Annotated in this window: 25 protein-coding genes and 1 pseudogene; 14 read left to right on the forward strand and 12 right to left on the reverse strand. The window is 64.1% G+C overall.

Annotation, left to right across the window (positions count from 1 at the left end):
• Nucleotides 1-80 precede the first annotated feature (80 nt).
• The 4 genes from mnmG to hemJ all read right to left on the reverse strand — a co-directional run bounded on the left by mnmG (nucleotide 81) and on the right by hemJ (nucleotide 6,091).
• On the reverse strand, nucleotides 81-1,961 hold the full coding sequence (gene mnmG, locus ACE10W_RS42090; RefSeq protein WP_304549837.1) for a tRNA uridine-5-carboxymethylaminomethyl(34) synthesis enzyme MnmG: 1,881 nt from the start codon (nucleotides 1,959-1,961) through the stop codon (nucleotides 81-83).
• A gap of 518 nt (nucleotides 1,962-2,479) precedes the next feature.
• Nucleotides 2,480-3,838, reverse strand: coding sequence for a tRNA uridine-5-carboxymethylaminomethyl(34) synthesis GTPase MnmE (gene mnmE / locus ACE10W_RS42095; RefSeq protein WP_304549840.1), 1,359 nt, complete (start codon nucleotides 3,836-3,838; stop codon nucleotides 2,480-2,482).
• Between the two features lie 314 nt (nucleotides 3,839-4,152).
• A complete protein-coding gene (rho, locus tag ACE10W_RS42100; RefSeq protein ID WP_011083462.1) occupies nucleotides 4,153-5,418 on the reverse strand; it encodes a transcription termination factor Rho in 1,266 nt (421 codons plus the stop codon).
• Nucleotides 5,419-5,668: 250 nt separating this feature from the next.
• Nucleotides 5,669-6,091, reverse strand: a complete 423-nt coding sequence (hemJ, locus tag ACE10W_RS42105; protein WP_028175000.1) for a protoporphyrinogen oxidase HemJ — start codon at nucleotides 6,089-6,091, stop codon at nucleotides 5,669-5,671.
• A gap of 519 nt (nucleotides 6,092-6,610) precedes the next feature.
• Here hemJ and ACE10W_RS42110 point away from each other — a divergent pair.
• Genes ACE10W_RS42110 through dnaQ form a run of 4 tightly spaced genes read left to right on the forward strand, consistent with a single transcriptional unit; the run spans nucleotide 6,611 to nucleotide 9,436 of the window.
• Entirely contained in the window at nucleotides 6,611-7,450 is an 840-nt protein-coding gene (locus tag ACE10W_RS42110; protein ID WP_060909602.1) for a pyruvate, water dikinase regulatory protein, read from the forward strand.
• A gap of 8 nt (nucleotides 7,451-7,458) precedes the next feature.
• Complete coding sequence (locus ACE10W_RS42115) at nucleotides 7,459-8,067, forward strand: Maf family nucleotide pyrophosphatase (protein WP_304549843.1); 609 nt, start codon at nucleotides 7,459-7,461, stop codon at nucleotides 8,065-8,067.
• A gap of 23 nt (nucleotides 8,068-8,090) precedes the next feature.
• Nucleotides 8,091-8,690, forward strand: coding sequence for a dephospho-CoA kinase (gene coaE / locus ACE10W_RS42120; protein WP_011083466.1), 600 nt, complete (start codon nucleotides 8,091-8,093; stop codon nucleotides 8,688-8,690).
• Nucleotides 8,691-8,716: 26 nt separating this feature from the next.
• Nucleotides 8,717-9,436 carry a DNA polymerase III subunit epsilon gene (dnaQ, locus tag ACE10W_RS42125; protein WP_028175003.1) on the forward strand — a complete coding sequence of 240 codons (720 nt, stop codon included), beginning with the start codon at nucleotides 8,717-8,719 and terminating at the stop codon, nucleotides 9,434-9,436.
• An 8-nt stretch (nucleotides 9,437-9,444) separates the two neighbouring features.
• On the opposite strand, the gene secB is transcribed toward dnaQ, so the two are convergent.
• Nucleotides 9,445-9,930 carry a protein-export chaperone SecB gene (gene secB / locus ACE10W_RS42130; protein WP_011083468.1) on the reverse strand — a complete coding sequence of 162 codons (486 nt, stop codon included), beginning with the start codon at nucleotides 9,928-9,930 and terminating at the stop codon, nucleotides 9,445-9,447.
• 416 nt (nucleotides 9,931-10,346) lie between these two features.
• Here secB and ACE10W_RS42135 point away from each other — a divergent pair, with 416 nt between their 5' ends.
• Genes ACE10W_RS42135 through ACE10W_RS42145 form a run of 3 tightly spaced genes read left to right on the forward strand, consistent with a single transcriptional unit; the run spans nucleotide 10,347 to nucleotide 13,172 of the window.
• The gene (locus ACE10W_RS42135; protein ID WP_011083469.1) at nucleotides 10,347-11,054 is read left to right on the forward strand and encodes a Tim44/TimA family putative adaptor protein; all 708 of its coding nucleotides are present in this window, start codon (nucleotides 10,347-10,349) and stop codon (nucleotides 11,052-11,054) included.
• Nucleotides 11,032-12,585: a murein transglycosylase A gene (locus ACE10W_RS42140; protein WP_304549845.1), complete on the forward strand. Its 1,554-nt coding sequence runs from the start codon at nucleotides 11,032-11,034 to the stop codon at nucleotides 12,583-12,585. The genes ACE10W_RS42135 and ACE10W_RS42140 overlap by 23 nt, the downstream gene beginning before the upstream one ends.
• On the forward strand, nucleotides 12,582-13,172 hold the full coding sequence (locus ACE10W_RS42145) for a Smr/MutS family protein (RefSeq protein WP_304549847.1): 591 nt from the start codon (nucleotides 12,582-12,584) through the stop codon (nucleotides 13,170-13,172). Before ACE10W_RS42140 ends, ACE10W_RS42145 begins: the two co-directional genes overlap by 4 nt.
• Before the next feature lie 144 nt (nucleotides 13,173-13,316).
• Here ACE10W_RS42145 and ACE10W_RS42150 read toward each other — a convergent pair whose 3' ends face one another.
• The 5 genes and pseudogenes from ACE10W_RS42150 to hslV form a co-directional block, all read right to left on the reverse strand.
• Nucleotides 13,317-14,441 carry a hypothetical protein gene (locus ACE10W_RS42150; protein WP_304549849.1) on the reverse strand — a complete coding sequence of 375 codons (1,125 nt, stop codon included), beginning with the start codon at nucleotides 14,439-14,441 and terminating at the stop codon, nucleotides 13,317-13,319.
• A gap of 221 nt (nucleotides 14,442-14,662) precedes the next feature.
• Nucleotides 14,663-15,967: an ATP-dependent protease ATPase subunit HslU gene (gene hslU / locus ACE10W_RS42155; protein WP_060909598.1), complete on the reverse strand. Its 1,305-nt coding sequence runs from the start codon at nucleotides 15,965-15,967 to the stop codon at nucleotides 14,663-14,665.
• 52 nt (nucleotides 15,968-16,019) lie between these two features.
• Nucleotides 16,020-16,653 (reverse strand): annotated as a pseudogene (locus tag ACE10W_RS42160) (DUF2585 domain-containing protein).
• Nucleotides 16,650-17,135: a GNAT family N-acetyltransferase gene (locus ACE10W_RS42165; protein ID WP_304549852.1), complete on the reverse strand. Its 486-nt coding sequence runs from the start codon at nucleotides 17,133-17,135 to the stop codon at nucleotides 16,650-16,652. The pseudogene ACE10W_RS42160 and the gene ACE10W_RS42165 overlap by 4 nt, the downstream one beginning before the upstream one ends.
• Before the next feature lie 256 nt (nucleotides 17,136-17,391).
• On the reverse strand, nucleotides 17,392-17,952 hold the full coding sequence (gene hslV / locus ACE10W_RS42170) for an ATP-dependent protease subunit HslV (RefSeq protein ID WP_011083476.1): 561 nt from the start codon (nucleotides 17,950-17,952) through the stop codon (nucleotides 17,392-17,394).
• A 241-nt stretch (nucleotides 17,953-18,193) separates the two neighbouring features.
• On the opposite strand from hslV, the gene hisB reads away from it, so the two are divergent.
• The 7 genes from hisB (at nucleotide 18,194) to coaA (ending at nucleotide 22,941) form a co-directional block, all read left to right on the forward strand.
• Entirely contained in the window at nucleotides 18,194-18,787 is a 594-nt protein-coding gene (gene hisB / locus ACE10W_RS42175) for an imidazoleglycerol-phosphate dehydratase HisB (RefSeq protein ID WP_027543777.1), read from the forward strand.
• Between the two features lie 65 nt (nucleotides 18,788-18,852).
• Nucleotides 18,853-19,383, forward strand: coding sequence for a DUF2628 domain-containing protein (locus ACE10W_RS42180; protein WP_011083478.1), 531 nt, complete (start codon nucleotides 18,853-18,855; stop codon nucleotides 19,381-19,383).
• A complete protein-coding gene (hisH, locus tag ACE10W_RS42185) occupies nucleotides 19,380-20,030 on the forward strand; it encodes an imidazole glycerol phosphate synthase subunit HisH (RefSeq protein WP_011083479.1) in 651 nt (216 codons plus the stop codon). Before ACE10W_RS42180 ends, hisH begins: the two co-directional genes overlap by 4 nt.
• Nucleotides 20,018-20,764, forward strand: a complete 747-nt coding sequence (gene hisA / locus ACE10W_RS42190) for a 1-(5-phosphoribosyl)-5-[(5-phosphoribosylamino)methylideneamino]imidazole-4-carboxamide isomerase (RefSeq protein WP_161532809.1) — start codon at nucleotides 20,018-20,020, stop codon at nucleotides 20,762-20,764. Before hisH ends, hisA begins: the two co-directional genes overlap by 13 nt.
• Before the next feature lie 10 nt (nucleotides 20,765-20,774).
• Complete coding sequence (hisF, locus tag ACE10W_RS42195) at nucleotides 20,775-21,548, forward strand: imidazole glycerol phosphate synthase subunit HisF (RefSeq protein ID WP_011083481.1); 774 nt, start codon at nucleotides 20,775-20,777, stop codon at nucleotides 21,546-21,548.
• Nucleotides 21,549-21,637: 89 nt separating this feature from the next.
• Nucleotides 21,638-21,958: a phosphoribosyl-ATP diphosphatase gene (locus ACE10W_RS42200; protein WP_011083482.1), complete on the forward strand. Its 321-nt coding sequence runs from the start codon at nucleotides 21,638-21,640 to the stop codon at nucleotides 21,956-21,958.
• Between the two features lie 26 nt (nucleotides 21,959-21,984).
• The gene (coaA, locus tag ACE10W_RS42205; RefSeq protein ID WP_027543772.1) at nucleotides 21,985-22,941 is read left to right on the forward strand and encodes a type I pantothenate kinase; all 957 of its coding nucleotides are present in this window, start codon (nucleotides 21,985-21,987) and stop codon (nucleotides 22,939-22,941) included.
• A gap of 130 nt (nucleotides 22,942-23,071) precedes the next feature.
• Here coaA and ACE10W_RS42210 read toward each other — a convergent pair whose 3' ends face one another.
• Both ACE10W_RS42210 and ACE10W_RS42215 read right to left on the reverse strand, forming a co-directional pair.
• On the reverse strand, nucleotides 23,072-24,130 hold the full coding sequence (locus ACE10W_RS42210; protein WP_304549860.1) for an AI-2E family transporter: 1,059 nt from the start codon (nucleotides 24,128-24,130) through the stop codon (nucleotides 23,072-23,074).
• Nucleotides 24,131-24,242: 112 nt separating this feature from the next.
• Entirely contained in the window at nucleotides 24,243-24,872 is a 630-nt protein-coding gene (locus ACE10W_RS42215; protein ID WP_038965142.1) for a histidine phosphatase family protein, read from the reverse strand.
• Nucleotides 24,873-24,940 lie beyond the last annotated feature (68 nt).

Raw genomic sequence — 24,940 nt, forward strand, 5'->3', positions numbered from 1 at the left:
GGTGCTGAAGGTTTCGGCGATGAAGGTCTCGGCGATGACGATCGACCGCCGGCCGGTCCGCGCTGTTTCACGTGAAACGCCTATGCAATTGCCTTTGAGGTCTTCCTTGCCTCGCGCCGGAGATAGGCCGCGAGGATGCCGAGCGCCGCCGGCGTCATGCCATCGATCCGGCCGGCCTGGCCGACCGTGAACGGCCGCGCCTTCTCCAGCTTGGCCCTCACCTCATTGGAGAGACCTGGCACCAGCTGATAATCGACCTCTGACAGCACCAGCCCCTCGTCGCGCCGGAAGGCTTCGACGTCGGCGCTCTGGCGCTCCAGATAGACGTCGTACTTGGCGTCGATCTCGAGATGGGTGGCGATGACCGGGTCGATCGCCGACAGCTCCGGCCAGATGGCGCGGACCTGGCTCCAGCCGATGTCCGGATAGGCCATCAGCTCGAAGGCCGAGCGGCGTTGACCGTCCCGGTTCAGGGACAGTCCGTGCTTGATCGCCTCATTCGGGGTGATGGTCAGCGACTTCGACAGCGTCCGGGCGGCGTTCAGGGCCTCCATCTTGGTCCGGTGATGCAGGGTCCGGGCGTTCCCAACGCACCCCAGAGCGATGCCCTTCTCGGTCAGGCGCTGATCGGCATTGTCGGCCCGCAGCGTCAGCCGGTACTCGGCCCGCGAGGTGAACATCCGATAGGGCTCGCTGATCCCCCGGGTGACGAGGTCATCGATCATCACGCCGAGATAGCCATCGGCGCGGTCGAACACCGTCAGTGCGGCCCCGCTGGCGGCCAAAGCCGCGTTCAGCCCGGCCACGATGCCCTGCCCGGCGGCCTCCTCGTACCCAGTGGTGCCGTTGATCTGCCCGGCCAGGAACAGGCCGCGCAGACGCTTGGTCTGGAGGGTCGGATCGAGCTCGCGGGGATCGATGTGGTCGTATTCGATGGCGTAGCCCGGGCGCACCATCTTGACCCGCTCCAGGCCGGGAATGCTGGCGAGGATCGCGAGCTGGACCTCCTCCGGCAACGAGGTCGAGATGCCGTTGGGATAGACGGTGCTGTCGTCGAGCCCTTCCGGCTCCAGGAAGATCTGGTGGCCGTCGCGGTCACCGAAGCGGACGATCTTGTCCTCGATCGAGGGGCAATAGCGCGGTCCGGAGCTCTTGATCTGGCCGGAGTACATCGGGGAGCGATGGACATTGGCCCGGATCACCTCATGGGTCGCGGCCGTGGTCCGGGTGATCCCGCACTGGATCTGCGGGGTCGTGATCCGGTCGGTCATGACCGAGAACGGCTCCGGCGGCTCGTCTCCCGGCTGCATTTCCACCGCCGACCAGTCGATCGTGGTGCCATCCAGACGCGGTGGAGTGCCGGTCTTCAGCCGTCCCAGGGTGAAGCCGGCGCGCTCGAAGGAGCTTGAAAGGCCCATCGCGGGCGCCTCGCCGACGCGGCCGGCGGGCCAGTTCTTCTCGCCGAGATGGATCAGACCACGCAGGAAGGTGCCGGTGGTGACAACAATGGACCCGGCTCCGAACTCCCGGCCGTCGGCCAGGCGAAGACCGGTCACCCGGCCCTCGACCACGATCAGCTCGTCGGCCTCACCCTCGATGACGGAAAGACCCTCGGTCTCCCGGATCGCGGCCTGCATCGCGGCGGCATAAAGCTTCCGGTCGGCCTGGGCCCGGGGGCCGCGGACCGCGGGGCCCTTGCGGCGATTGAGGACACGAAACTGGATGCCGCCGGCATCGCCGACCCGGCCCATCAGACCATCCAGCGCATCGACCTCGCGGACCAGATGGCCCTTGCCGAGACCGCCGATGGCCGGATTGCAGGACATCGAGCCGACAGTGGAGAAACGATGCGTCACCAGAGCGGTCGCGGCGCCCATCCGGGCAGACGCAGCCGCGGCTTCACAGCCGGCGTGGCCGCCGCCAATCACGATGACGTCGAAACTCTCTCGCTCTGGTCGCATGGGCGGACTTCTAGCTCAGAGGCGGAGAAGCCGGAAGTGGAAACTGGGTGCCGGTTGTTTCACGTGAAACGAGGCGGTCGGGAGGACGAAGTGCGGTTTCGCGAAAACAACCCCATGCACAGTAGGCTGGGGTTTGAAATCACTATGTTTCACGTGAAACGACACAGTCCTACCGATACGGAAAGTGCGACGGCGGTGATACGATGCCGATCGAGGAAGAGCGCGATCGCTCCACGCACGTCATTGCGACCGCAGCGAAGCAATCCAGATTCCCTCCGCAGAGACAGTCTGGATTGCTTCGTCGCACGAGCTCCTCGCAATGACGAGATTGAAGCACGCGCCCAGCTCCAAATCCGGACCGTTTCGCGGCGAGGTCAGATCCAGCGCGCCAACCCGCCTAAGGTTCGTTTCACGTGAAACAGGCCCCACTCGCCTTCCACGCAAGCGGAACCGCCCCCTGTTTCACGTGAAACACCAAGCAACGGAATAAGCACTAGTTCTACAATGAAGAACTAGCGCTACTTTCCGATACAGAATTTCTGGAAAATCGCCCCAAGGACGTCCTCGACGTCCACCCGGCCCAACAGCCGGCCCAGGGCATAGGCGGCGGAACGAAGCTCCTCGGCCGCCAGCTCTTCGCCCTCTTCTACAAGCTCCAGACTTCGGCGCAAGCAGTCTGACGCCTGGCGCAACAGATCGCGTTGGCGGGCCCGGGTCACCAATGCGCCCTCGCTGGTTCCAAAGAACTCGGCAGCGAACTTCACGAGGGCTTCGACCAGCTCGCGAATCCCGTCGCCCCGGCTGGCCGAGATCCCGAACTCGCCCTGCGGCCCGTCGTCCCCGACCCCGCCGAGATCGATCTTGTTGCGCACGATCCAGACCGAGCCGCCGGACGGATGGCTCCCGTCGCCGGACGTCCACAGCGAACGCATCGCCGCCGGATCGGCGGCCTGCTCCCCCTCCACCAGCCACAGCACGAGGTCGGCGTCCTCGGCTCGCGCACGGGCGCGGCGCACACCCTCCTGCTCCACGGGATCATCGGTCTCGCGAATGCCGGCGGTGTCGATGACAGTGACGGGATAGCCATCGAGATCGAGCTGCACCTCGATCACGTCGCGCGTGGTGCCGGCATGCGGCGAGACGATCGCGACCTCGCGACGCACCAGCTGGTTGATCAGCGTGGACTTGCCGACATTCGGCTCGCCGGCGATGGCAACCACCATTCCATCGCGCAGGCGTTCAGAATGTCCCTGTGCCGCAAGCACTTCTGTGATTTCGACGTGGAGCGCCTTGATCGCCTTGACCGCCGGCGCCCTCAGCTCCGCCGGCACATCGCCCTCGTCGGAAAAATCGATGCCGGCTTCGATCAGTGCCGACGCCTCGATGATTCGCTCGCGCCAGTCGCGCGCGCGGTTGCCGAGCAGCCCCTGCAGTTGACGCAACGCCTGGCGGCGCTGGCGGTCGGTGTCGGCATGGATGAGGTCGTCGAGGCCCTCGGCTTCGGTCAGGTCGAGCTTGCCGTTCTCGAAGGCGCGCCGCGTGAACTCGCCGGGCTCGGCCGCCCGTGTATTCGGAATTAACGAAATAGCGGCCAGGAGCGCGGCCAGCACGGCGCGGCCGCCATGGACGTGGAATTCGGCGATGTCCTCGCCGGTTGCGCTTGCCGGCCCGGGAAACCAGAGCACGACCGCGTCGTCGATCGGCTGGCCTGTCCCGTCACGGAGCAGCCGGCGGCTGGCCTGCCGCGGTGCCGGCAGCTTGCCCGCGAGCGTCGTCAGCGTCAGGCCGGCCAGGGCGCCCGAGACCCGCACCACGGCGATCGCGCTCGGCGGACGGCCCGACGACAGAGCAAAGATGGTCTGGTCTCGCGGATGCATGGCCTATTTGTCCAGCCGCCGGGGAAAAGGCAAATATCCGTTTCGGCCGATACGCCCGCACGGTTTTGCTGCACCAATTCTCGCAGCAAAAGCGCTTATTGCATCGCAGCATACCGCAGCATTTTGCCGCAAGAGTCTCCCCCGCCTCCGCTAAAAGACTTAGCTAAAGTCAAGTATTATTTAGTTATATCAATATCTTAATAGACAATCAGATCAGATGGCAACCGCTCGCCATGCTGCACCCTCGCTGCAACAAGGCCGCACAAAAGAAAAGGGCGCCCGAAGGCGCCCTCCAATCCTTCGCTGCACCGCACTCAGGTGTTCATGGAGTCGAAGAACTCCGAATTGCTCTTGGTCGAGCGCAGCTTGTCGAGCAGGAAGTCGATCGCGTCCATGGTGCCCATCGGGTTCAGGATGCGGCGGAGCACGTACATCTTCTTGAGCACCTGCGGATCGGTGATGAGCTCCTCCTTGCGGGTACCGGAGCGCGAGATGTCGATCGCCGGGAAGGTCCGCTTGTCCGAGACCTTGCGGTCGAGGATCAGCTCGGAGTTACCGGTGCCCTTGAACTCTTCGAAGATGACTTCGTCCATGCGGCTGCCGGTATCGACCAGCGCGGTCGCGATGATGGTCAGCGAGCCGCCCTCCTCGATGTTGCGGGCGGCACCGAAGAAGCGCTTCGGGCGCTGCAGCGCGTTGGCGTCGACACCGCCGGTCAGCACCTTGCCGGATGACGGCACCACGGTGTTGTAGGCGCGGCCGAGACGCGTGATCGAATCGAGCAGGATCACGACGTCGCGGCCATGCTCGACCAGGCGCTTGGCCTTCTCGATCACCATCTCCGCGACCTGGACGTGGCGCACCGCCGGTTCGTCGAAGGTCGAGGACACGACCTCGCCCTTCACCGAGCGCTGCATGTCCGTGACTTCTTCCGGACGCTCGTCGATCAGAAGCACGATCAGATAGCATTCGGGATGATTGTGCGTGATCGAATGCGCGATGTTCTGCATCAGCACGGTTTTACCCGTGCGCGGCGGCGCCACGATCAAGGCGCGCTGGCCCTTGCCGATCGGCGCGACGATGTCGATCACCCTTGCAGAAAGGTCTTTTCGCGTCGGATCGTCGATTTCCATGCGGAAGCGCTGGTTCGGAAACAGCGGCGTGAGGTTGTCGAAATTGACCTTGTGCTTGGCCTTTTCCGGGTCCTCGAAATTGAGCGTGTTGACCTTCAGCAGCGCGAAATAGCGCTCGCCCTCTTTCGGGCTGCGGATGTGGCCTTCGATGGTGTCGCCGGTGCGCAGGCCAAAACGGCGGATCTGCGAAGGCGAAACGTAGATGTCGTCCGGGCCCGGCAGATAATTGGCATCGGGCGAACGGAGAAAGCCGAAGCCGTCGGAGAGCACCTCGACAACGCCTTCACCGACGATGTCGGTCTCAGCGAGCGAAAGCTGCTTGAGGATAGCGAACAGCAGCTCCTGCTTGCGCATGGTGCTGGCATTCTCGACCCCATTCTCTTCCGCGAACGAGACGAGCTCGGCCGGGGTTTTCGACTTGAGGTCCTGGAGTTTAATTTCCCGCATTGGGGTGGTCCTGTGGGGTAACCTTAGGGAGAGGGTGCGAGGAGGCTCTGAAATGCGGACGAGAAGGAAGATAGGGTCCGCAGGTCTGGCAAGGTGAGTGCCGGTGAGGCTTCAAACCTGATGCGGTGTCCGGCCTCTGGAAAGCTCGGACACAACCACATCCGCCTGCGTTGGGTGGGATATCGCCAATATAGAAAATCGCCCCTCACTGCGCAAGCCGAAGCGCTGGGCGATCAATCGAGATCGCTGCCTAGAACGGTTTCACGATCACCATGATGACGATGAAAATCATCAGGACGGTCGGCACCTCATTGATAATCCGATAGAATTTCTGACTTCGGGGACGCCGGTCGGCAGCGAAATCCTTCAACCAGCGGGAAAAAAAGCCGTGGACCGCGGACAACGCCAGGACCAGTGCCAGTTTTACGTGCAGCCAACCGGATGCAAACCAATGGCCGGACCAGGCGAGATAGAGCCCGGCGAGCCAGGTGATGATCATGGCCGGGTTGATGATCGCCTTGAGCAGCCGGCGCTCCATGACCTTGAACGTTTCCGACTGCTTGGAGCCGATTTCGGCCTCGCAATGATAGACGAACAGCCGCGGCAGATAGAGCATGCCCGCCATCCAGGAAATGACGGCGATCACGTGCAGCGCCTTGATCCACTCGTACATGCCGGCGGCCTCCTTTTCTTGTTTCGACGCGCTTTCTCGAGGCGAACCGGAATCCGCTTCGCTCGATAACGCTTCTGCTCACCAAACAGTGGATGGAACGAGCCCGGTAAGAATTCATTCATAGATGGGAGCGCACACTTATCCGAGCGCTCCGCTTATCTAAACCTAAACTTTTAGAATCTTAAGGTTTGAGTCTTAGTGACCGTGGATTGGACTCACACAATTCCGTCCGCCACTTCCCGAGTGCTTGTTCACATCCATCAACATATCCCGCGTGGGCCTCGGCGGATCCGATAAGCCGTCCGGGCTCAAGGGCTTGCGTGCGCCCGTCGACAGCCTATCAAGGGGGTTATCCGCGCAATCCCGCTTCCCTCTCGGCGGGCCGCCGGACTTGTTCTCACGGGCAGTGGTGTGAAGAAAATTGGCACTTGTCCCGCCCCTGGTGTCGCGCAACCCTTTCCGAGGGGTTAAGCTCCACAGAAATCCACACATCACACCGCCCTCATACAAAGAGTTTTTGTGCCGACCTCGAACAATTATTTCCATCTGCACCTCGTATCCGACTCCACCGGCGAGACGCTGATCACCGTCGCGCGCGCTGTCGCCGCGCAGTATGCGAACGTCACGCCGGTCGAGCATGTCTATCCGCTGGTGCGCAGCCAGAAGCAGCTCGACCGCGTGCTCGACGAGATCGAGGAGGCGCCGGGCATCGTGCTGTTCACGTTGCTCGAGAAGGATCTGGTCTTCCGGCTCGAGGACAAGTGCAAAGGGATCAATGTTCCGAGCCTGTCGATCATCGGCCCGGTGATGCAATTGTTCGAGGCGTATCTTGGGGCCGCGACCACGGGGCGCGTCGGCGCGCAGCACGTGCTCAACGCGGAATATTTCAAGCGCATCGATGCGCTGAACTACACGATGATCCATGACGACGGTCAGCATGTCGAAGGTCTCGACGATGCCGACGTGGTGCTCGTCGGTGTCTCCCGCACCTCGAAGACGCCGACGTCGATCTACCTCGCCAATCGCGGCATCCGCACCGCCAACGTGCCGCTGGTGCCAGGGATTCCGGTGCCCTCGCAACTGGAGACGCTAACGCGTCCCCTCGTGGTCAGCCTGCACGCGACGCCGGAACGTTTGATCCAGGTTCGTCAGAACCGCCTGCTCTCGATGGGCGCCGACTCCAGCAGCGACACTTATACCGACAGGCAGTCCGTCGCCGAGGAGGTCGCGTTCGCCCGCAAGCTCAGCGCCAAGCACGACTGGCCGCTGCTCGACGTCACGCGGCGCTCGATCGAGGAAACCGCCGCGGCGATCATGAAGCTCTACAGCGATCGCCAGCGCAACCGGCCCTCGGAATAGTCTTCGCGATGGGTTTGTGGCGCGGCAAATCTCCGTTGATCCTGGCCTCGCAAAGCAGCGCGCGAAAGATGCTGCTGGCGAATGCCGGGCTGGAGTTCATAGCGATCACGGCCGATATCGATGAGCGCGGCGTCCAGGCCGCGTCGAAGCTTTCGAGCCCTCGCGACATCGGTCTTTTGCTGGCACGGGAAAAGGCCAAGGCCGTCTCGGCCAATCATCCGGGAAGCCATGTCATTGGCGCCGACCAGACCCTGGCCTTTGGCGAGCGTCTCTTCAACAAGCCCGCCGGCCGCGCGCAGGCGATGGCGCAATTGCGTGATCTCGCCGGCAACTGCCATGAGCTGAATTCGGCGGTGGCCGTGGCACATGACGGCAAGATTGTCTTCGAGGACGTCTCGGTGGCCCGCATGACCATGCGACAGATGAGCGAGGCGGAGCTTTCGGCCTATCTCGACGCGGCCGGCGATGCCGTGACGACCAGCGTCGGCGCTTATCAGCTCGAGGGCCTCGGCATTCACCTGTTCGAGCGCATCGAGGGCGACCATTTCACCATTTTGGGTTTGCCGCTGCTGCCGCTGCTTGCGTTCCTGCGGAGCGAACAGCTAATTGCAGTTTGAATGACGGACGTGGTTGTGCGCTGATGCGAATCCTGGGACTGACCGGCTCGATCGGGATGGGCAAATCGACCACCGCGAAATTGTTCGCGGAGGCCGGCGTCCCCGTCTACGACGCCGATGCCGCCGTCCATCAGCTCTACGAGGGCGAGGCGGCGCCTGCGATCGAAGCCGCCTTCCCCGGCACCACCGCGAACGGCAAGGTCGATCGGCCAAAACTGTCGGCCCGCGTCGTGCACGATCCCGCCGCGATCAAGCAGCTCGAGCAGATCGTCCATCCGATGCTCGGCGCCTCCCGGCAAAAATTCTTTGCCGACGCCGAAGCCGCCAACGCGCCGGTCGTGGTGCTGGATATCCCGCTGCTGTTCGAGACTGGTGGCGAGAAGCGGGTTGACGCCGTCGTTGTGGTCTCGACCTCGCCAGAACTGCAGCGCGAGCGAGTGCTGGCGCGGGGCACGATGGACGAGGCCAAGCTCAACGCCATCATCGCCAAGCAGACGCCCGACGCGGAAAAGCGCAAGCGGGCCGATTTCGTAGTGGATACGTCACACGGACTTGAACCGGTGCGGGCGCAAATTGCGCACATCCTGGCCGAGGTCGTTAAGATGCCGCAGCGGCGAGCCTGATTCGCCGTCCCACACGGCTCCTGATCATGCGTGAAATCGTCCTCGACACCGAAACCACCGGCCTCGATCCACTCCGCGGCGATCGCCTGGTCGAAATCGGCTGCGTCGAAATGTTTAACCGCATGCCGACGGGGCAGACGTATCACGTCTACATCAATCCCGAACGGGACATGCCGGCGGAAGCCTTTGCGGTGCACGGGCTGTCGGCCGAATTTTTGTCGACCAAGCCGCTGTTCCACGAGGTCGCCGACGCGTTCCTGGAGTTCATCGGCGATGCGCCGCTGGTGATCCACAACGCCTCGTTCGACATCAGCTTCATCAATGCCGAGCTCGACCGGATCAAGCGCGCCGCGATCCCGCGCGAGCAGCTGGTGGACACGCTGCTGCTGGCCCGGCGCAAGCATCCGGGCGTGTCCAACCGGCTCGACGATCTCTGCTCGCGCTATGCGATCGACAATTCCCGCCGCACCAAGCACGGCGCGCTGCTCGACGCCGAGCTTCTGGCCGAGGTCTATGTCGATCTGGTCGGGGCGAGGCAGTCGCAGCTGCTGCTGGCTTCGGAAGCCGAGGAAATTCGCATCAATGCGGCTGGCGATACGCCGCGGCGGCAGCGGCCGACGCCGCTTGCGCCGCGGATTTCCGACGCCGAGCGCGAGGCCCACAGGGCCTTCATCGCAACGCTCGGCGACAAGGCGATCTGGAACGAGTTTTTGCCCGCTCCAGTTACCGTCAATCCGGCTGGTTAGGCCTGATTTTAGGCTTGGCCGGCCTGACCACCGGCGGCCATTTGCCGCTCCATGTTTTGGCGATAGAGACCGACGAAATCGACCGGATCCAGCATCAGCGGCGGGAACCCGCCGTCGCGCACGGCCGTGGCGATGATCTCACGCGCGAACGGGAACAGCAGACGCGGGCATTCGATCATGACCAGCGGGTGCAGGTTCTCCTTCGGCACGTTGACGATCCGGAACACGCCGGCATAGGCGAGCTCAAACGAGAACATCACCTTGCCCGCGGTCTCGGCCTTGCCCTCGACCGACAGCGTCACCTCGAATTCCTGTTCGCTGAGGTTATTGGCGCCGACATTGATCTGGATATTGATCTGGGGCGGCTGGCCCTGCTGCTGGAGCGAGCTCGGCGCGTTCGGATTTTCGAACGAGAGGTCCTTGGTATATTGCGCCAGCACGTTGAGCTGGGGAGCCGGGGCCGCCTCGGGAGGGGTGCCGTTACCGTTGGTCATGAAAGTCTCTCCTTACCCGATTGGGGCTGAATTTCGCGGCGGTTGGCTAACATAGGGCCGCCTCGTTCCACAAGGACGAACGGCCCCGGAGGGGATACCCCGGCCGCGGCCACATCTGTGACGCTCACTCCGGCCTCCCGGCCCAATCGCAGGTTAAACGATTGAAGATGCGCGATTTCCGGGCATGATCGGGTTTCCCCTTAAGCATAAAACGCGCTACACTTCGTGCTGTGCCAAAAGGCGCCATTGGCCGGGCAAGATTTCGTGCCTACATCCCACGGACCTGACGTGCGGACCCGAAATGGTGATGTAGACTTGCCGTTCCCGTATGGAACGGTCTACTGGCCGGATTGATTTTCCCGGCGGCGACCCTTCTAGGCGGCCCCTTCTAGAGAAGACCAGAAAGCGAATACCTCGTGGACATCTACACCATCATCTTCCTGGCGCTGGCGGTCTTTATTTTTCTGCGGCTGCGCAGCGTGCTGGGGCAGCGCACGGGCAACGAGCGGCCTCCGTTCGACCATACTGCCGCCCGCAACGCGCTGGGGGGTGCCCAGGACAAGAACGTCGTGACCATGCCGGGCAAGGTGATCGACCAGGCTCCGCTGGCGCCGACGGTCGAGCCGACCCCGCCCTCCGACCGCTGGAAGGGCCTGACCGAGCCGGGCACCGCGCTCGCGCAGGGTCTCGACGCCATCGTCGACAAGGATTCCACCTTCGACCCGCGCCACTTCATCTCGGGCGCCCGCGGCGCCTATGAGATGATCGTGCTGGCCTTTGCCAATGGCGACCGCCGCGCGCTGCGCGACCTGCTGTCGTCGGAGGTCTATGAAAGCTTCGACGCCGCGATCAAGGAGCGCGAGAAGAACGAGCAGAAGACCGAGACGCGCTTCGTCTCGATCGACAAGGCCGAACTCGTCGGCGCCGAGCTGCGCGACCGCACCGCCCAGCTCACCATCCGCTTCGTCTCGCAGATGATCTCGGCCACCCGCGACAAGGCCGGCAACATCGTCGACGGCAGCGCCGATACGGTCGCCGACATCACCGACATCTGGACTTTCGCCCGCGACATCACCTCTCGCGATCCGAACTGGAAGCTGGTTGGCACCGGAAGCGCGAATTAAGGTCTTCCTGAAGACCAGCGCGACGGCGCTTTGCGCGGGTGTCGTCGTGCTGTCGTCGTTTTCGCTCGGCGCCGAGGCGGCGCGGCGCCACTACCGCAGCCACCATCACCATCTCCCGCAATTGCCCGCCACCCCGCCGCGGGCCTTGCCCTATCCGCAGCTCCCCCTGCCGTTCGAGATATCAGGCGCGCAATACCTGCCGCTGGCCTGGGCCGATGTGAAAGGCTGGAGCGATGACGATCATCTCGCAGCCTACAAGACGTTCCGCGCGAGCTGCCGGTCGATCAACGCGCAGACCGGCGCTCCCGAGCCCAAGAGTGAATACAAGGCGCTGGGGGCATCGCTGAGCGAACCGTGCCGGGCCGCCAAATCGCTCGAGCTCAGCGACGACGCCAAGGCCAAAACCTTCTTCGAGGAGAATTTTGCGCCGCTGCGCATTTCGCGCCTCGGCGAGCCCGACGGTTTCGTCACCGGCTATTACGAGCCGGTGCTGGAGGGATCGCGGACGCAGACCGACGTCTACAATGTCCCGGTCTATCGCCGGCCTTCGAACCTCTTCGTGCGCGGCTACAAGCAGGATTCGGTCAGCCTGCCCAACAAGGGCCCGGTCTATCGCAAGATCGGCCGCCGCAAGCTGGTGCCCTATTACGACCGCGGCGAGATCGAGGACGGCAAGATCGCGGGCCGTGGGCTCGAGATCGCCTGGCTGAAGGACCCGACCGATCTCCTGTTCGCGCAGATCCAGGGCTCGGCGCGGATCAAGTTCGACGACGGCACGACGCTCCGGCTCAACTATGACGCCTATAACGGCTACCCCTACACGGCCGTCGGGCGCATCCTGATCGAGCGCGGCATCATTCCGAAGGAAGAGATGTCGATGCAGAAGATCAGGGAATGGATGGCGCAGAACCCCGATGGCGCCAAGGAGCTGCGCCGCCAGAACCGCGCCTACATTTTCTTCCGCGAGGTCAATCTCTCGGACAAGGACGAGGCGGTGGGCGCGCAGGGCATTCCGCTGACGGCCGGCCGCTCCATCGCGGTCGACAAATCGCTGCATGTCTACGGCACGCCGTTCTTCATCGAGGGCGAGCTGCCGATCGACTCCGAGCGCTCCAAGACGCCGTTCCATCGGCTGATGATCGCGCAGGACACCGGCTCGGCCATCATCGGTCCCGCGCGCGCCGATCTTTATTTCGGCGCCGGCGCGGATGCCGGCCGCGTCTCGGGGCGACTGCGCCATCCCATGCATTTCGTGATGCTGGTGCCGAAGAGCCTCGATCCGACGCCACGCGCCGCGCGGCTGCCGGTGCCGGATCCGCGGCCCTCGGAGAAGATCGCAAAGCTGTTTCCGCAAACCGAACCTGCTAAGGATCAGGCCAAGCCGGCGGCTCCGGCCGCAGCCGTGGCGCCAGGCAAGGGTGAGACGGTCGCTGTCGCAAGCCCTGTCCCGTTGCCGGTGCCGCGTCCCGTGATCGAGCCTGTTCAAGAGCCGCGGCGGCCGGTGAAAAATCGTCCCCATCGGCAGCAATGAAACGATCGTCCCGTCCGCCCGTGCTGGAGCCTCGCCCCTCGCCGCGCCGCCGCGCGCTGAGCGAGGATGAGCGCGAGCTGTGGGATACGGTCGCAAAACAGGTCAAGCCGCTGAGGAAGCATCGTGCGCCGAAGGCGCATCCCGCGCCGCGACCAGAACCATCACCCGCTGCGCCGGCCACGCGACCTGCGCCGTCGCCGCGTCCGATTGCTGCGGCGCCGGCGCCGCGTGCCGCCAAGCCGTCCGTCCCGCCTTTGGCGCCGCTCGGCAAGCGCGAGCGCACAAAGCTGTCGCGCGGCCGCAGCGAGATCGAGGCGCGGCTCGATCTGCACGGCATGACCCAGACGCGCGCCCATCGCGCCTTGACCGGTTTCCTGCACCGCGCCCATCGCGACGGCCTGACTTTCGTGCTCGTCATCACCGGCAAGGGCCGGAGCGGCGGCGAAAGCGGCGTGCTCCGCCGCCAGGTACCGGAATGGCTGAGCCTGCCGGAATTCCGCGCCTTCGTCGTCGGCTTCGAGACGGCGCATATCGGCCATGGCGGCGAGGGCGCGCTTTACGTGCGGATCAGGCGGGCGAGATTTTAGCGGTTCTACACCTCTCCCGCTTGCGGGAGAGGTCGGCGCGCTCGAAGAGCGCGGCGGGTGAGGGTTCTTTCGTCTTGGGGAATCCCGCTGCGGTGACACCCCCACCCCAGCCCTCCCCCGCAAGCGGGAGAGGGAGTGCACCGTCTAAAACGGCCGCACGATTCCGACGCGCGGGATCAGCGTGATGACCAGGCCGAAGATGTCAGTGTTGCGATCCCCGGCTGGGATCAGCGGGGTTTCCTGTTTGGCCGGCAGCATCTTCACCGCATGCAGGATCAGGAACATGCAGACCGCCCAGTTCGAGATCCAGCGCGAATAGTCGAACACCATCGCGAACATCACGAGATAGGCGAGGCTGACGCCGATCAGTGCCGCGATGACGAGGCGCCGGTGCGCCTCGCTTGCGAGCGCGCCGATCAAATTGGCAAAATAGCGCCATAGCGGCGTGTGCAGCCAGATCAAGAGCGCAAACACCGGCAGGCCGAGGATGTTGTGCGGCAGGCGGCCCCAGGTGTCCAAGATCTCCTTCGCCAGCGGCTGGTACCAGATGTAGCTGAATTGCAAGAGGTCGGTGCGGGAGGGATCGGCCATCCGGGTCTTCAGATACGCGACGAAATCCGCCTCCGGGATCGGCATCGTTCCCAGGAATTGGGCCGCGAAGAACAGCGCGGAGACGACCGCGAAGGCAGCGAGGCCCAACGCGACGTTGCTGCGATTGCAGCCACAGGCGAGATAGTGCCTGATCACGACGATGGCGATGATGGTCGGCACGTACATCAAGAGATGGATGTGGTGGATCAGCACGAGCACGATCGAGAACAGCGCGGCCGTCGCCACGAACAGCAATGAGCCCGCCGGCATCAGCAGCAGGATGATCGTCAGCGCGCAGCCATAGATGTCGAAATGACCGAGCGTGTGCATGAAGTTCTTCAGGAAGAACGGCGAGCCCGCGATGAACACGAACAGCGGCAGCGTCTTCGCGGCAAAGCCGAAGGTCTTTTGAAACAACCTTGCAAATAGCGCCAGCGTCACCAGCCACGTCATGCCGCCGAGTGCGAACACCAGCCAGACCGGCACCTTCGCCGTGAACAGCGCGACGACCGCCCCGATCAGCGCGCGCTTGATGAAGCCGAAATGGTAGTCGACGAGGAGGTGGATGTAGGGGACGTAGGGCGGCAGCTGGATCTTGTGAACGAACACGCCGACAAGGACCACGGCGTTGATCGCGAGCAGCAGGCGCCAGGGGTTTTTCTGGAGGTTAGCGAGCATGTGGCACTCGACGCGCGTCAACCCCCGCCGTCGTCCCGGACAAGCGAGCTCGTGCCAACGCGCAGCGTTGTCCGGAGCGTGCGCAGATCCGGGACCCATAACCACCGCAGGTCGCTTGAGCCGAGATCAGAGCCGCCATCTTGCTTCAACAATATCCGCTGGTGGAATGGGTCCTGGCTTTCGCCAGGACGACGGCGGATAGATAGCGGACAAGCCCGGAATTACAAAATAAACCGGCTCAGATCGGCGTTCTTGGCGAGGTCGCCGACGTGCTTCTGTACGAAATCGGCATCGACCCGGATGGTCTCGCCGTTGCGGTCGGGCGCGGTGAAGGAGATCTCGTCCAGCACCCGCTCCATCACCGTCTGGAGCCGCCGCGCGCCGATGTTCTCGACGGTCGAGTTGACGGCGACCGCGACGTCGGCGAGCGCGTCGATGGCGTTGTCGGTGATGTCGAGCGTGACGCCCTCGGTCTGCATCAGGGCAACATATTGCTTGATCAGCGAGGCCTCGGGCTCGGTCAAGATGCGGCGCATGTCGTCACGGGTCAACGCCTGGAGCTCGACGCGGATCGGCAGGCGGCCCTGCAATTCCGGCAACAGGTCCGACGGCTTGGCGACATGGAAGGCGCCGGAGGCAATGAACAGGATGTGGTCGGTCTTCACCGCGCCGTGCTTGGTCGAGACCGTGGTACCCTCGATCAGCGGCAGCAGGTCGCGCTGCACGCCCTCGCGCGAGACGTCGCCGCCGACGCGGCCGTCGCGGGCGCAGATCTTGTCGATCTCGTCCAGGAACACGATGCCGTTGTTCTCGACCGCGCTGATCGCTTCCAGCGTCAGCTGCTCGGTGTCCAGCAGCTTGTCGGATTCCTCGTTGACGAGGATCTCGTGTGAGCTTTCCACCGTGAGCCGCCGGGTCTTGCTGCGGCCGCCCAGCTTGCCGAAGATGTCGCCGATCGAGATCGCGCCCATCTGCGCGCCCGGCATGCCCGGAATCTCGAACATCGGCATGCCGCCGCCGGAGGACTGCGTCTCGATCTCGATTTCCTTGTCGTTGAGTTCGCCCGCCCGCAGCTTCTTGCGGAAGGATTCCCGCGTCGCCGAGCTCGCATTGGCGCCGACCAGGGCGTCGAGCACGCGCTCCTCGGCGGCGAGCTGGGCGCGCGCCTGCACATCCTTGCGCTTGCGCTCGCGCACCTGGGCGATCGCGACCTCGACGAGATCGCGCACGATCTGCTCGACGTCGCGGCCGACATAGCCGACTTCGGTGAACTTCGTCGCCTCGACCTTCAGGAACGGCGCATTGGCAAGCTTGGCCAGTCGCCGCGCGATCTCGGTCTTGCCGACGCCGGTGGGGCCGATCATCAGGATGTTCTTCGGCAGCACCTCCTCGCGCAAGGAACCTTCGAGCTGCTGCCGCCGCCAGCGGTTGCGCAGCGCGATCGAGACGGCGCGCTTGGCGTCGGTCTGGCCGACGATGAAACGGTCGAGTTCGGAAACGATTTCGCGGGGAGAGAAGTCTGTCATGGGACCTTAGCTAGGGTCAGATGCGGGCCGGGACAAGTCGCTTTTTCGGCCGTCAGATGATCGGCGGCCCCGATTGCCATTGCTTCACGGCCTCGATCGGATGGATCAGCATCAGGATATATCAGCATCAGGATATTGAGCGTCAGATTGTCGCGAATGTGGAGCGCCAGCATGATCTCGAAGGCGAGCCCGATCATCACGGTGACCCAGACCGGCAGAACGCGCGCGGCGAGGAACCCCAGCACCATGGCCAGATTGTCAGAGACCGAATTGACGATGCTGTCGCCAAAATAGTCCAGCGAGATCGTGCCGGCGCGGTAGCGCTCGATGATGAATGGCGAGTTCTCGACGATCTCCCAGGCGCCTTCGATCAGCATGGCGACGATCAGCCGTGCCGGCCACGACAGAGGCAGCAACGGCAGGCGCGCGAACAGCAGAAAGGTCAATCCGTAGAACAGCAAGCCGTGCAGGACGTGCGAGAAGCTGTACCAGTCGGCGATGTGCTGGGAGTTCTCCGAGCTGTTCACCACGCCGTGCCACAGCTTGACATAGCCGCAGGTGCAGATCGGCACCCGGCCCATCGCGAACAGGATCGAGGCCTGCAGCGCCAGCAGCAACAGCGCGATGCCGACCCAGGCGAATGCCGGCACCGCGGCTTTGCTTTCGTGCGTGGCTGTCAGCGTCATGGCACGCGCACCATCAACAGCGCCGGCCCGTCCGGCGTCTCGACGATGCGGTCGCGGACGAAGCCTGCCTTCTCATAGGCGCGTACGGCACGCGCGTTGAGCGGGTCTGGATCGGTGACCATGCGCGGCAGGCCGTGCCGCAGCTGCTCGTCGACGAATTGGCGGATGAAGGCCGAGCCGTGGCCGCGCGCGATCATGTCGCTTTCGCCGATGAACTGATCGATCCCACGCGTGTCCTCCGGTTGCGGCCCGAAGCCCGTATTCCAGGCGGTCAGGCGGTAGCACTGAAGATAGCCGAACGGCTTGTCGCCGGCCAACACGATGAACTGGTCCATCGCCGGCTCATCGAGGTCGCCGCTGACCAGCGCAAACTGCTCGCCCGGATCGCCCCACCATTCCCGCACATGCGCTTCGCCCAGCCATCGCCGGATCAGCGGCAGGTCGGCCGCGGTCATCGGGCGGAAGGCGTAGGCGGGCGTCATGGCCTAGAGCGTGATGGACTGAAGTCGAATTGAGTTTGGTCGACAGCAACGCTCTCACCGTTCCCTCCCCCCTTGTGGGGGAGGGGCAGGGAGGGGGGTGCCACACGGGGATTCTTTCCGTAGCGCGACCGCATTCGGTGCATCATCAACAACCGGCATCTTTTCCTGGGCTACCCCCCCTCCCTAGCCCTCCCCCACAAGGGGGGAGGGAACGCATCTCCATCGGAGCAGCGGTTGAGTCCATCTCCACCAAGCCCTAGCCGGTCGCCAGGCTTTCGATGGTCACATTGCGGTTGGTGTAGACGCAGATGTCGGCGGCGATGTCGAGGGAGCGGCGGACGATGGTCTCGGCGTCCTTGTCGGTGTCGAGCAGAGCCCGCGCGGCCGCCAGTGCATAGTTACCGCCGGAGCCGATCGCCATCACGCCGGCCTCGGGCTCGAGCACGTCGCCGGTGCCTGTCAGCACCAGGGAGACGTCCTTGTCGGCCACGATCATCATGGCCTCCAGCCGCCGAAGGTAACGGTCGGTGCGCCAGTCCTTAGCGAGCTCGACCGCGGCGCGGGTCAATTGCCCCGGATATTGCTCGAGCTTGGCTTCCAACCGCTCAAAGAGTGTGAAGGCGTCGGCGGTGGCGCCGGCAAAGCCGCCGATGACGTCGCCCCTGCCGAGCTTGCGGACCTTCTTGGCGTTGGACTTGATCACGGTCTGGCCGATCGAGACCTGGCCGTCGCCGCCGATCACCACCTTGCCGCCCTTGCGGACCGTCAAGATCGTGGTGCCGTGCCAGCCCGGCGAGCTTTTCTGGGAATCCTGCATGAATGATCCTCGTTGTCCGGGCTGATTTAGGCGGTCGGGGGCGAGGGCACAACGGGCCGCTCCGGCCCCAATTTCGCTCACCATAGGCAGAAGTAGACGCCCGGCCAGCCGTTCCCGCAGTAGCGAAGGCGTCATGGGGCTGTTAAAAGACCCCCGTTTTCGGCCCCCGAGCATGATCCGGAAAAGTGGGCACCGGTTTTCCGACAAAGATCATGCTCAAATAAAGCGAAAGCTAGTTTTGATGCGCACCGCGACGATCAAGCGCAAGACCAAGGAAACCGACATCGAGGTCACCGTGAACCTCGATGGCACCGGCGTGTCCAATATCGCGACCGGCATCGGCTTTTTCGACCATATGCTCGATCTCCTCGCCCGCCATTCCCGCATCGACCTCACGGTCAAGGCGGTCGGCGACCTGCACATTGATCATCACCATACCACCGAAGACACCGGCATCGCGCTCGGCCAGGCGGTCAAGCAGGCGCTCGGCACCATGGCGGGCATCACCCGCTATGCCGGCGTGCACATGCCGATGGACGAGACCCTGTCGCGCGTCGTGATCGACATCTCGGGCCGCCCGGTCCTGGTGTTCAAGGTCGACTTCCCCCGCGACAAGATCGGCGAGTTCGACACCGAGCTCGTGCGCGAGTGGTTCCAGGCCTTCGCCATGAACGCCGGCGTGACTCTCCACGTCGAGACCCTATATGGCGATAACAGCCACCATATCGCCGAGTCCTGCTTCAAGGGTCTGGCGCGGGCGCTGCGGGCGGCGGTTGCGATCGATCCGAAGGCGGCGGGTGAAATCCCGTCCACCAAGGGCTCGCTCGGCGGCTGACATCTCCGTCGGTTGACGAAACGACGCCGGCGGCATCACTGAATTCTTGAGAACGGGGCATCACCATGCCTGTCTACACAGTTCATGCTCCCTCCCCTGCCGGAGCCGATCTGCGCGCGACCGACAAGTTCGTCTTCGTGCGCGACGGCTTCCATTTCTGGGCGATGATCTTCGGCCCGTTCTGGCTGCTGTGGAATCGGCTATGGCTGGCGCTGATCGGCTGGATCGTCTTCCTGGCTGCGTTCGATGCCGGACTGCACCGCCTCGGCGTCGGCCGCAGCTCGATCTTCTTCGCCAATATGATCGTTGCGGTGCTGATGGGGTTCGAGGCTTCCAGCCTGCGGCGCTGGACACTGTCGCGCGGCAAGTGGCGGCAGCTCGATATCGTCATCTCCGACGACGAGGACACCGCCGAGCGCCGCTTCTTCGAGCGCTGGAGCCAGAAGCAGCACGGCATCGTCAACGATCAATGGGCCGTCGATCGCGGCGGCCCGCCGCCGACCCGCAATACGCCGGGCCAGCAATTCTCGAACCCGCCGCCAATTCCGGCCGGCGGCATCATTGGTTTGTTTCCAGAACCGGGAGGGTCAAGATGAGCATCGCCATCATCGATTACGGTTCCGGTAATCTGCATTCCGCCGCGAAAGCCTTCGAGCGCGCCGCGCGCAGCCTGGAGGACCCGCAAAAGGTCTTCGTCACCAGCGATCCGGATCAAGCTTACGGCGCCGATCGTCTGGTGCTGCCGGGCGTCGGCGCCTTCGCCGATTGCCGGCGCGGCCTCGACGCCGTCAACGGCATGGTCGAGGCGATCACCGAAGCGGTGCGGGTCAAGGCGCGGCCGATGTTCGGCATCTGCGTCGGCATGCAGCTGTTCGCCACCCGCGGCAAGGAGCATGTCATCACGCAGGGCCTGAACTGGATCGGCGGCGACGTCGAGAAGATCACGCCGCGCGACGAAAGCCTGAAGATCCCGCACATGGGCTGGAACACGCTCGACGTGCTGCGCGAGCACCCGGTGCTGAACAAGCTGCCGCTCGGCCCCAAGGGCCAGCACGCCTATTTCGTGCACTCCTACCACCTCAACGCCGCCAATGAGGCGGACGTGCTCGCGCGCGCCGACTATGGCGGGCCTGTCACCGCGATCGTCGCGAAGGACACCGCCATCGGCACGCAATTCCACCCCGAGAAGAGCCAGCGTTTTGGCCTCGCTCTGATCTCGAACTTTTTGCGATGGAAGCCGTGATTCTTTTCCCCGCGATCGACCTCAAGAACGGCCAGTGCGTGCGCCTCGAGCAAGGCGACATGGCGCGCGCGACCGTGTTCAACCTCAATCCCGCGGCGCAGGCGCAGAGCTTTGCCGAGCAGGGGTTTGAGTATCTCCACGTCGTCGATCTCGACGGTGCCTTTGCCGGCAAGCCGGTGAACGCGCAGGCTGTCGAGGCGATGCTGAAGACGATCAAGATCCCGGTGCAGCTCGGCGGCGGCATTCGCGACCTCGCGACCGTCGAAGCCTGGCTCGAAAAGGGCATCACCCGCGTCATCATCGGCACCGCCGCGGTGCGCGATCCTGAACTGGTGAAGGCTGCGGCCAAGAAATTCCCCGGCCGCGTCGCGGTCGGGTTAGACGCCCGCGACGGCAAGGTCGCGGTCGAGGGCTGGGCGGAGACCTCGCAGGTGACTGCTTTGGAGATCGCGCAGCGGTTCGAGGATGCCGGCGTTGCCGCCATCATCTTCACCGACATTGCGCGCGACGGCCTGCTCAAGGGCCTGAACCTGGACGCAACCATCGCGCTGGCCGACAGCATCTCCATCCCGGTGATCGCCTCCGGCGGCCTTGCCTCGATCGACGACGTCAAGGCGATGCTGACGCCGCGTGCATCGAAGCTCGCCGGCGCGATCGCTGGCCGTGCGCTCTATGACGGCCGGCTCGATCCCGCCACCGCCCTCACCCTGATCCGCAACGCGCGCGCCGCCTAGGAGACATCCGATGTTCAAGGTGCGCGTGATCCCCTGCCTCGACGTCAAGGACGGAAGAGTCGTCAAGGGCGTCAATTTCGTCGACCTGCGCGATGCCGGCGACCCCGTCGAAGCCGCGATCGCCTATGACGCCGCCGGCGCCGATGAGCTCACCTTCCTCGACATCACCGCGACCCATGAGAACCGCGGCATCATGCTCGACGTGGTCCGCCGCACGGCGGAGGCCTGCTTCATGCCTGTGACCGTCGGCGGCGGCGTGCGCGAGGTCGACGACATCAAGACGTTGCTGCGCGCCGGCGCGGACAAGGTCTCGATCAACAGCGCCGCGGTGTCGCGGCGCGAGTTCGTCAAGGAAGCGGCCGAAAAGTTCGGCGAGCAGTGCGTGGTGGTCGCGATCGACGCCAAGCGGGTCAAGCGCCCGGGCGGTGACCGCTGGGAGATCTTCACCCATGGCGGCCGCAACGCGACCGGCATCGACGCCATCGAATATGCCCAGGAAGTGGTCTCGCTCGGCGCCGGTGAAATCCTGCTGACCTCGATGGACCGCGACGGCACAAGGCAGGGGTTCGATATCCCGCTGACTCGGGCGATCGCCGACAGTATTCCCGTTCCCGTAATCGCCTCGGGCGGCGTCGGCAATCTCGACCACCTCGTCGACGGTATCCGCGACGGACACGCCACGGCGGTGCTGGCGGCCTCGATCTTCCATTTCGGGGAATTCACCGTCCGCGAGGCCAAGGAGCACATGGCCCGGCGTGGCCTGCCCATGCGCCTGGATGCCTGACGACTCCCGCTCCTGAAAATGCTACATAGGCCGTTGGGCTTGGCCGCCGTGGCCAAGTGCGCTGCCAAGTGTGTTTCCGAGTAGTTCCGATGCCGCGTTTCACGATCCACGATCTGGCCGAGACCATCGACGCCCGCGCCGCGGCCGGCGGCGAGGGCTCCTATACCCGCAAGCTCCTGGACAAGGGCGCCGAGCATTGCGCCAAGAAGTTCGGCGAGGAAGCAGTCGAAACCGTAATCGCAGCAGTCGAAAACGATCGCGCGCATCTGATCGCCGAAGGTGCCGATCTGCTCTATCATTTCCTTGTGCTTTTGAAGGCACGCGGCATAAAGCTGGAAGAGGTCGAGGCCGCGCTGGGCAAGCGAACCTCGATGTCAGGGTTGGAAGAAAAAGCTTCGCGTAAAGAGTGAGCAAGTCGCAACGGAAAGGCGGCGTCATGGATATCCGCGCACCCGAGCAGCAGTATAATCCGTACCGGGTCTATACCCGCGAGCAATGGGCGCGGTTGCGCGACGACACGCCGATGACGCTGGAGCCGGGCGAGTTCGACCGGCTCCGTTCGCTGCACGATCGCCTCGACTTGCAGGAGGTCGAGGACATCTACCTGCCGCTGTCGCGCCTGCTGTCGATCTATGTCGACGCGATGCAGCGCCTGTATTACGCGGAGCGCCAGTTCCTCAACATCCGCGACCGCAAGATGCCCTACATCATCGGCGTCGCCGGCTCGGTCGCGGTCGGAAAGTCCACCACGGCCCGCGTGCTCCAGGCGCTGTTGGCGCGCTGGTCGCCGCGCCCGAAAGTGGACCTGATCACGACCGACGGTTTTCTGTACCCGAATGCCGTGCTCGACCGGCAGGGCATCATGCAGAAGAAGGGCTTTCCGGAGAGCTACGACCTGCCGCTGCTGCTCGGCTTCCTCTCCGACATCAAGGCCGGCCGCCGCCACGTCCGCGCCCCGGTCTATTCGCATCTGACCTACGACATCGTGCCGAACCAATGGGTGGAGATCGACCAGCCCGACATCCTGATCGTCGAGGGCGTCAACGTGCTGCAAACCGGCAAGTTGCCGCGCGACGGCAAGGCGGTGCCCGTGGTCTCCGACTTCTTCGATTTCTCGGTCTATATCGATGCCGACGAAGCGGCGCTGCGGCGCTGGTACATCAAGCGCTTCCTGGCGCTGCGCGACACCGCGTTCACCAATCCCAAATCCTACTTCAACCGCTACGCGCTGTTGTCCGACGAGGAAGCCACCGCCACCGCGATCGCGATCTGGGAACGCACCAACCTCGCCAATCTCGAGGACAACATCCTGCCGACCCGTCCCCGCGCGACGCTCATCCTGAAGAAGGGCCCCGACCACGTGGTCGAGAGCGTGGCGCTGCGGCGGCTGTAAGCGCGCCGGCTGACAAGGCCCTGGCTTGTTCGGGCAGAGTGTCTTTTGTCGCAGGCCGACAAAAGGTATTTGGCTGTGACGCTTCGAAGGCGCGAGGGCTCCATGGTTGACCGTCACGCCGGGTAACGGGTCAATTTCGAACCTCTTGTTGCTCTTTCGAGCCGACGAAGATGTGCCACGCCGTCAGAAACATTGCGGCGACGAGCGGGCCAATGACAAAGCCGTTCGCGCCGAAAGTCGCAAGGCCGCCCAGGGTGGCGAGCAGCACAACATAGCTTGGCATTCGGATTGACTGGCCGACCAGGACAGGGCGGAGAAAGTTGTCGGCAAGACCGATCACGAAGGTGCCGAAAACGAGCAGGATCATTCCCTTCGTGACTGCGCCTGCCACGAGCAGGTAGAGGCCGACCGGAACCCAGACCAGGGCGGAGCCGAGCACAGGCAGAAGTGAAAGTAGCGCCATGAGGGCGCCCGTCAGCAGCGGCGCAGTCAGGCCGAGCAGCCAGAAGATCAGCCCGCCAAGCGCTCCCTGGATCAGCGCAACCAGTATGATCCCTTTGATCGTCCCGCGAACCGAAAGGGTGAACGCATCCAGAATCGCGGCGGTGTGGCTCCTACGCAGCGGCAGCGCGTCGCGGATGCGCAGGTTCAGCTCGTCACCGTCGCGCAGGAAAAAGAACAGCAGGTATAGCATCACGAGCAAGCTTGCGACGAACTCCACGGTCAACTGACCGATGTTGATCGCGTGCCCGGCCAGCTGCTGGCCGGCCGGGACGACCAGGCTCGAGAGGCGTTCTTTCAGGGCCGAAAGATCAATGCCGGCCAGACGGTCCGAGACGGACGCGGCCCAGTCGGGCAGCGCGGATTTCAGTTGCTGCAGGGGATGAGCGAAACTGATCTCCCCGGTCTGAACACGCTGATACAGCTCCCCTCCCTGCTCGACGAGCGAGGCGATCACGACGGCCACAGGGATCAGGACCATGACGACCACGACGAGGACGGTGGAAAGTGCGGCAAGGTTGCGCCATTCCGGGAACGTTTCCAGGCAAAGTCGATAGAGTGGCGCGAAGATGATCGCCAGCAGCGTTGCCCACAACAATGCGCCGGAGAACGGCCATAGCAGCCAGCCGAACGCGACGGAGATTGCCGCAAGCAAGACGAGGAATGAGCGGTCTTCCGATGTTCTCACGTGTCGCCGGCCTTTCAGTCGCTCCTCACGGGACGTTGGTATCACAGGACTGCGGCGGGGCGGCAAGTCACGCCCGTCCCGTCGCGCAGGCGGCCGGGTTCGATGCGGTCTGTCACCTGCCGGCCTTCGCGCTCCAGTCCGCAGGCTTGATGCGCCCTGCAAAGGCGGCCGGGCCGGAGCCGCTGGCCTTGTAGACGAAAGCTTCGCCCTCCTGCACGTCGCCGGCATCCTTGCCAAAGGCATCGGCGATATTTGTCTTGTGGGTGACCAGGAACGTGTTGGTGCCGGCCTTCGGCGGTGCATCGACGAGCTGTCGCACGGACTGGCCGGCCTTGGCATTTGCGCCGGCCGGGTTTGCCATTCCCGATGCGCTGGCGTTGCTGCTGTCTGTCAACGCGTCGACCGGCCTGACCTCGCGGCCGGAGATCAGCTTGCCGGTCTCGATCGCGCGGTTCAGCCGGCTGGTGTAGACATCGCCGATCGGGATCGCGAGCTCCTTGACCGCCGCCCCGATCTGGCGCGCCATGTCCCTGCCCTTTTCACTGAGCTGACGCTGGGCGCTCATGTCGTCGAACCTGAAGGGGTAGACGTCCTTTTGGCTATCGTCGGTCGCAGTGTGCCGAAAGATCAGCACGTAGCCGCCTTGCTTGAGCGACGAGAGGAGATCCGGCGTATCGGCTGCGGCGTATCGGGAGAATCCGGCGAGAAGGACAATGACTGCGAGGCGGCAAAGCACGTTCATGTGCGACATCCTCTTTGCAAATGCCCCGGAGGATGGTGACGCGCCGTGCAGCCGACTTCAATTGGCGA

This window comes from Bradyrhizobium sp. B025, from assembly GCF_042257955.1.
In the GTDB taxonomy this organism is placed as follows: domain Bacteria; phylum Pseudomonadota; class Alphaproteobacteria; order Rhizobiales; family Xanthobacteraceae; genus Bradyrhizobium; species Bradyrhizobium diazoefficiens.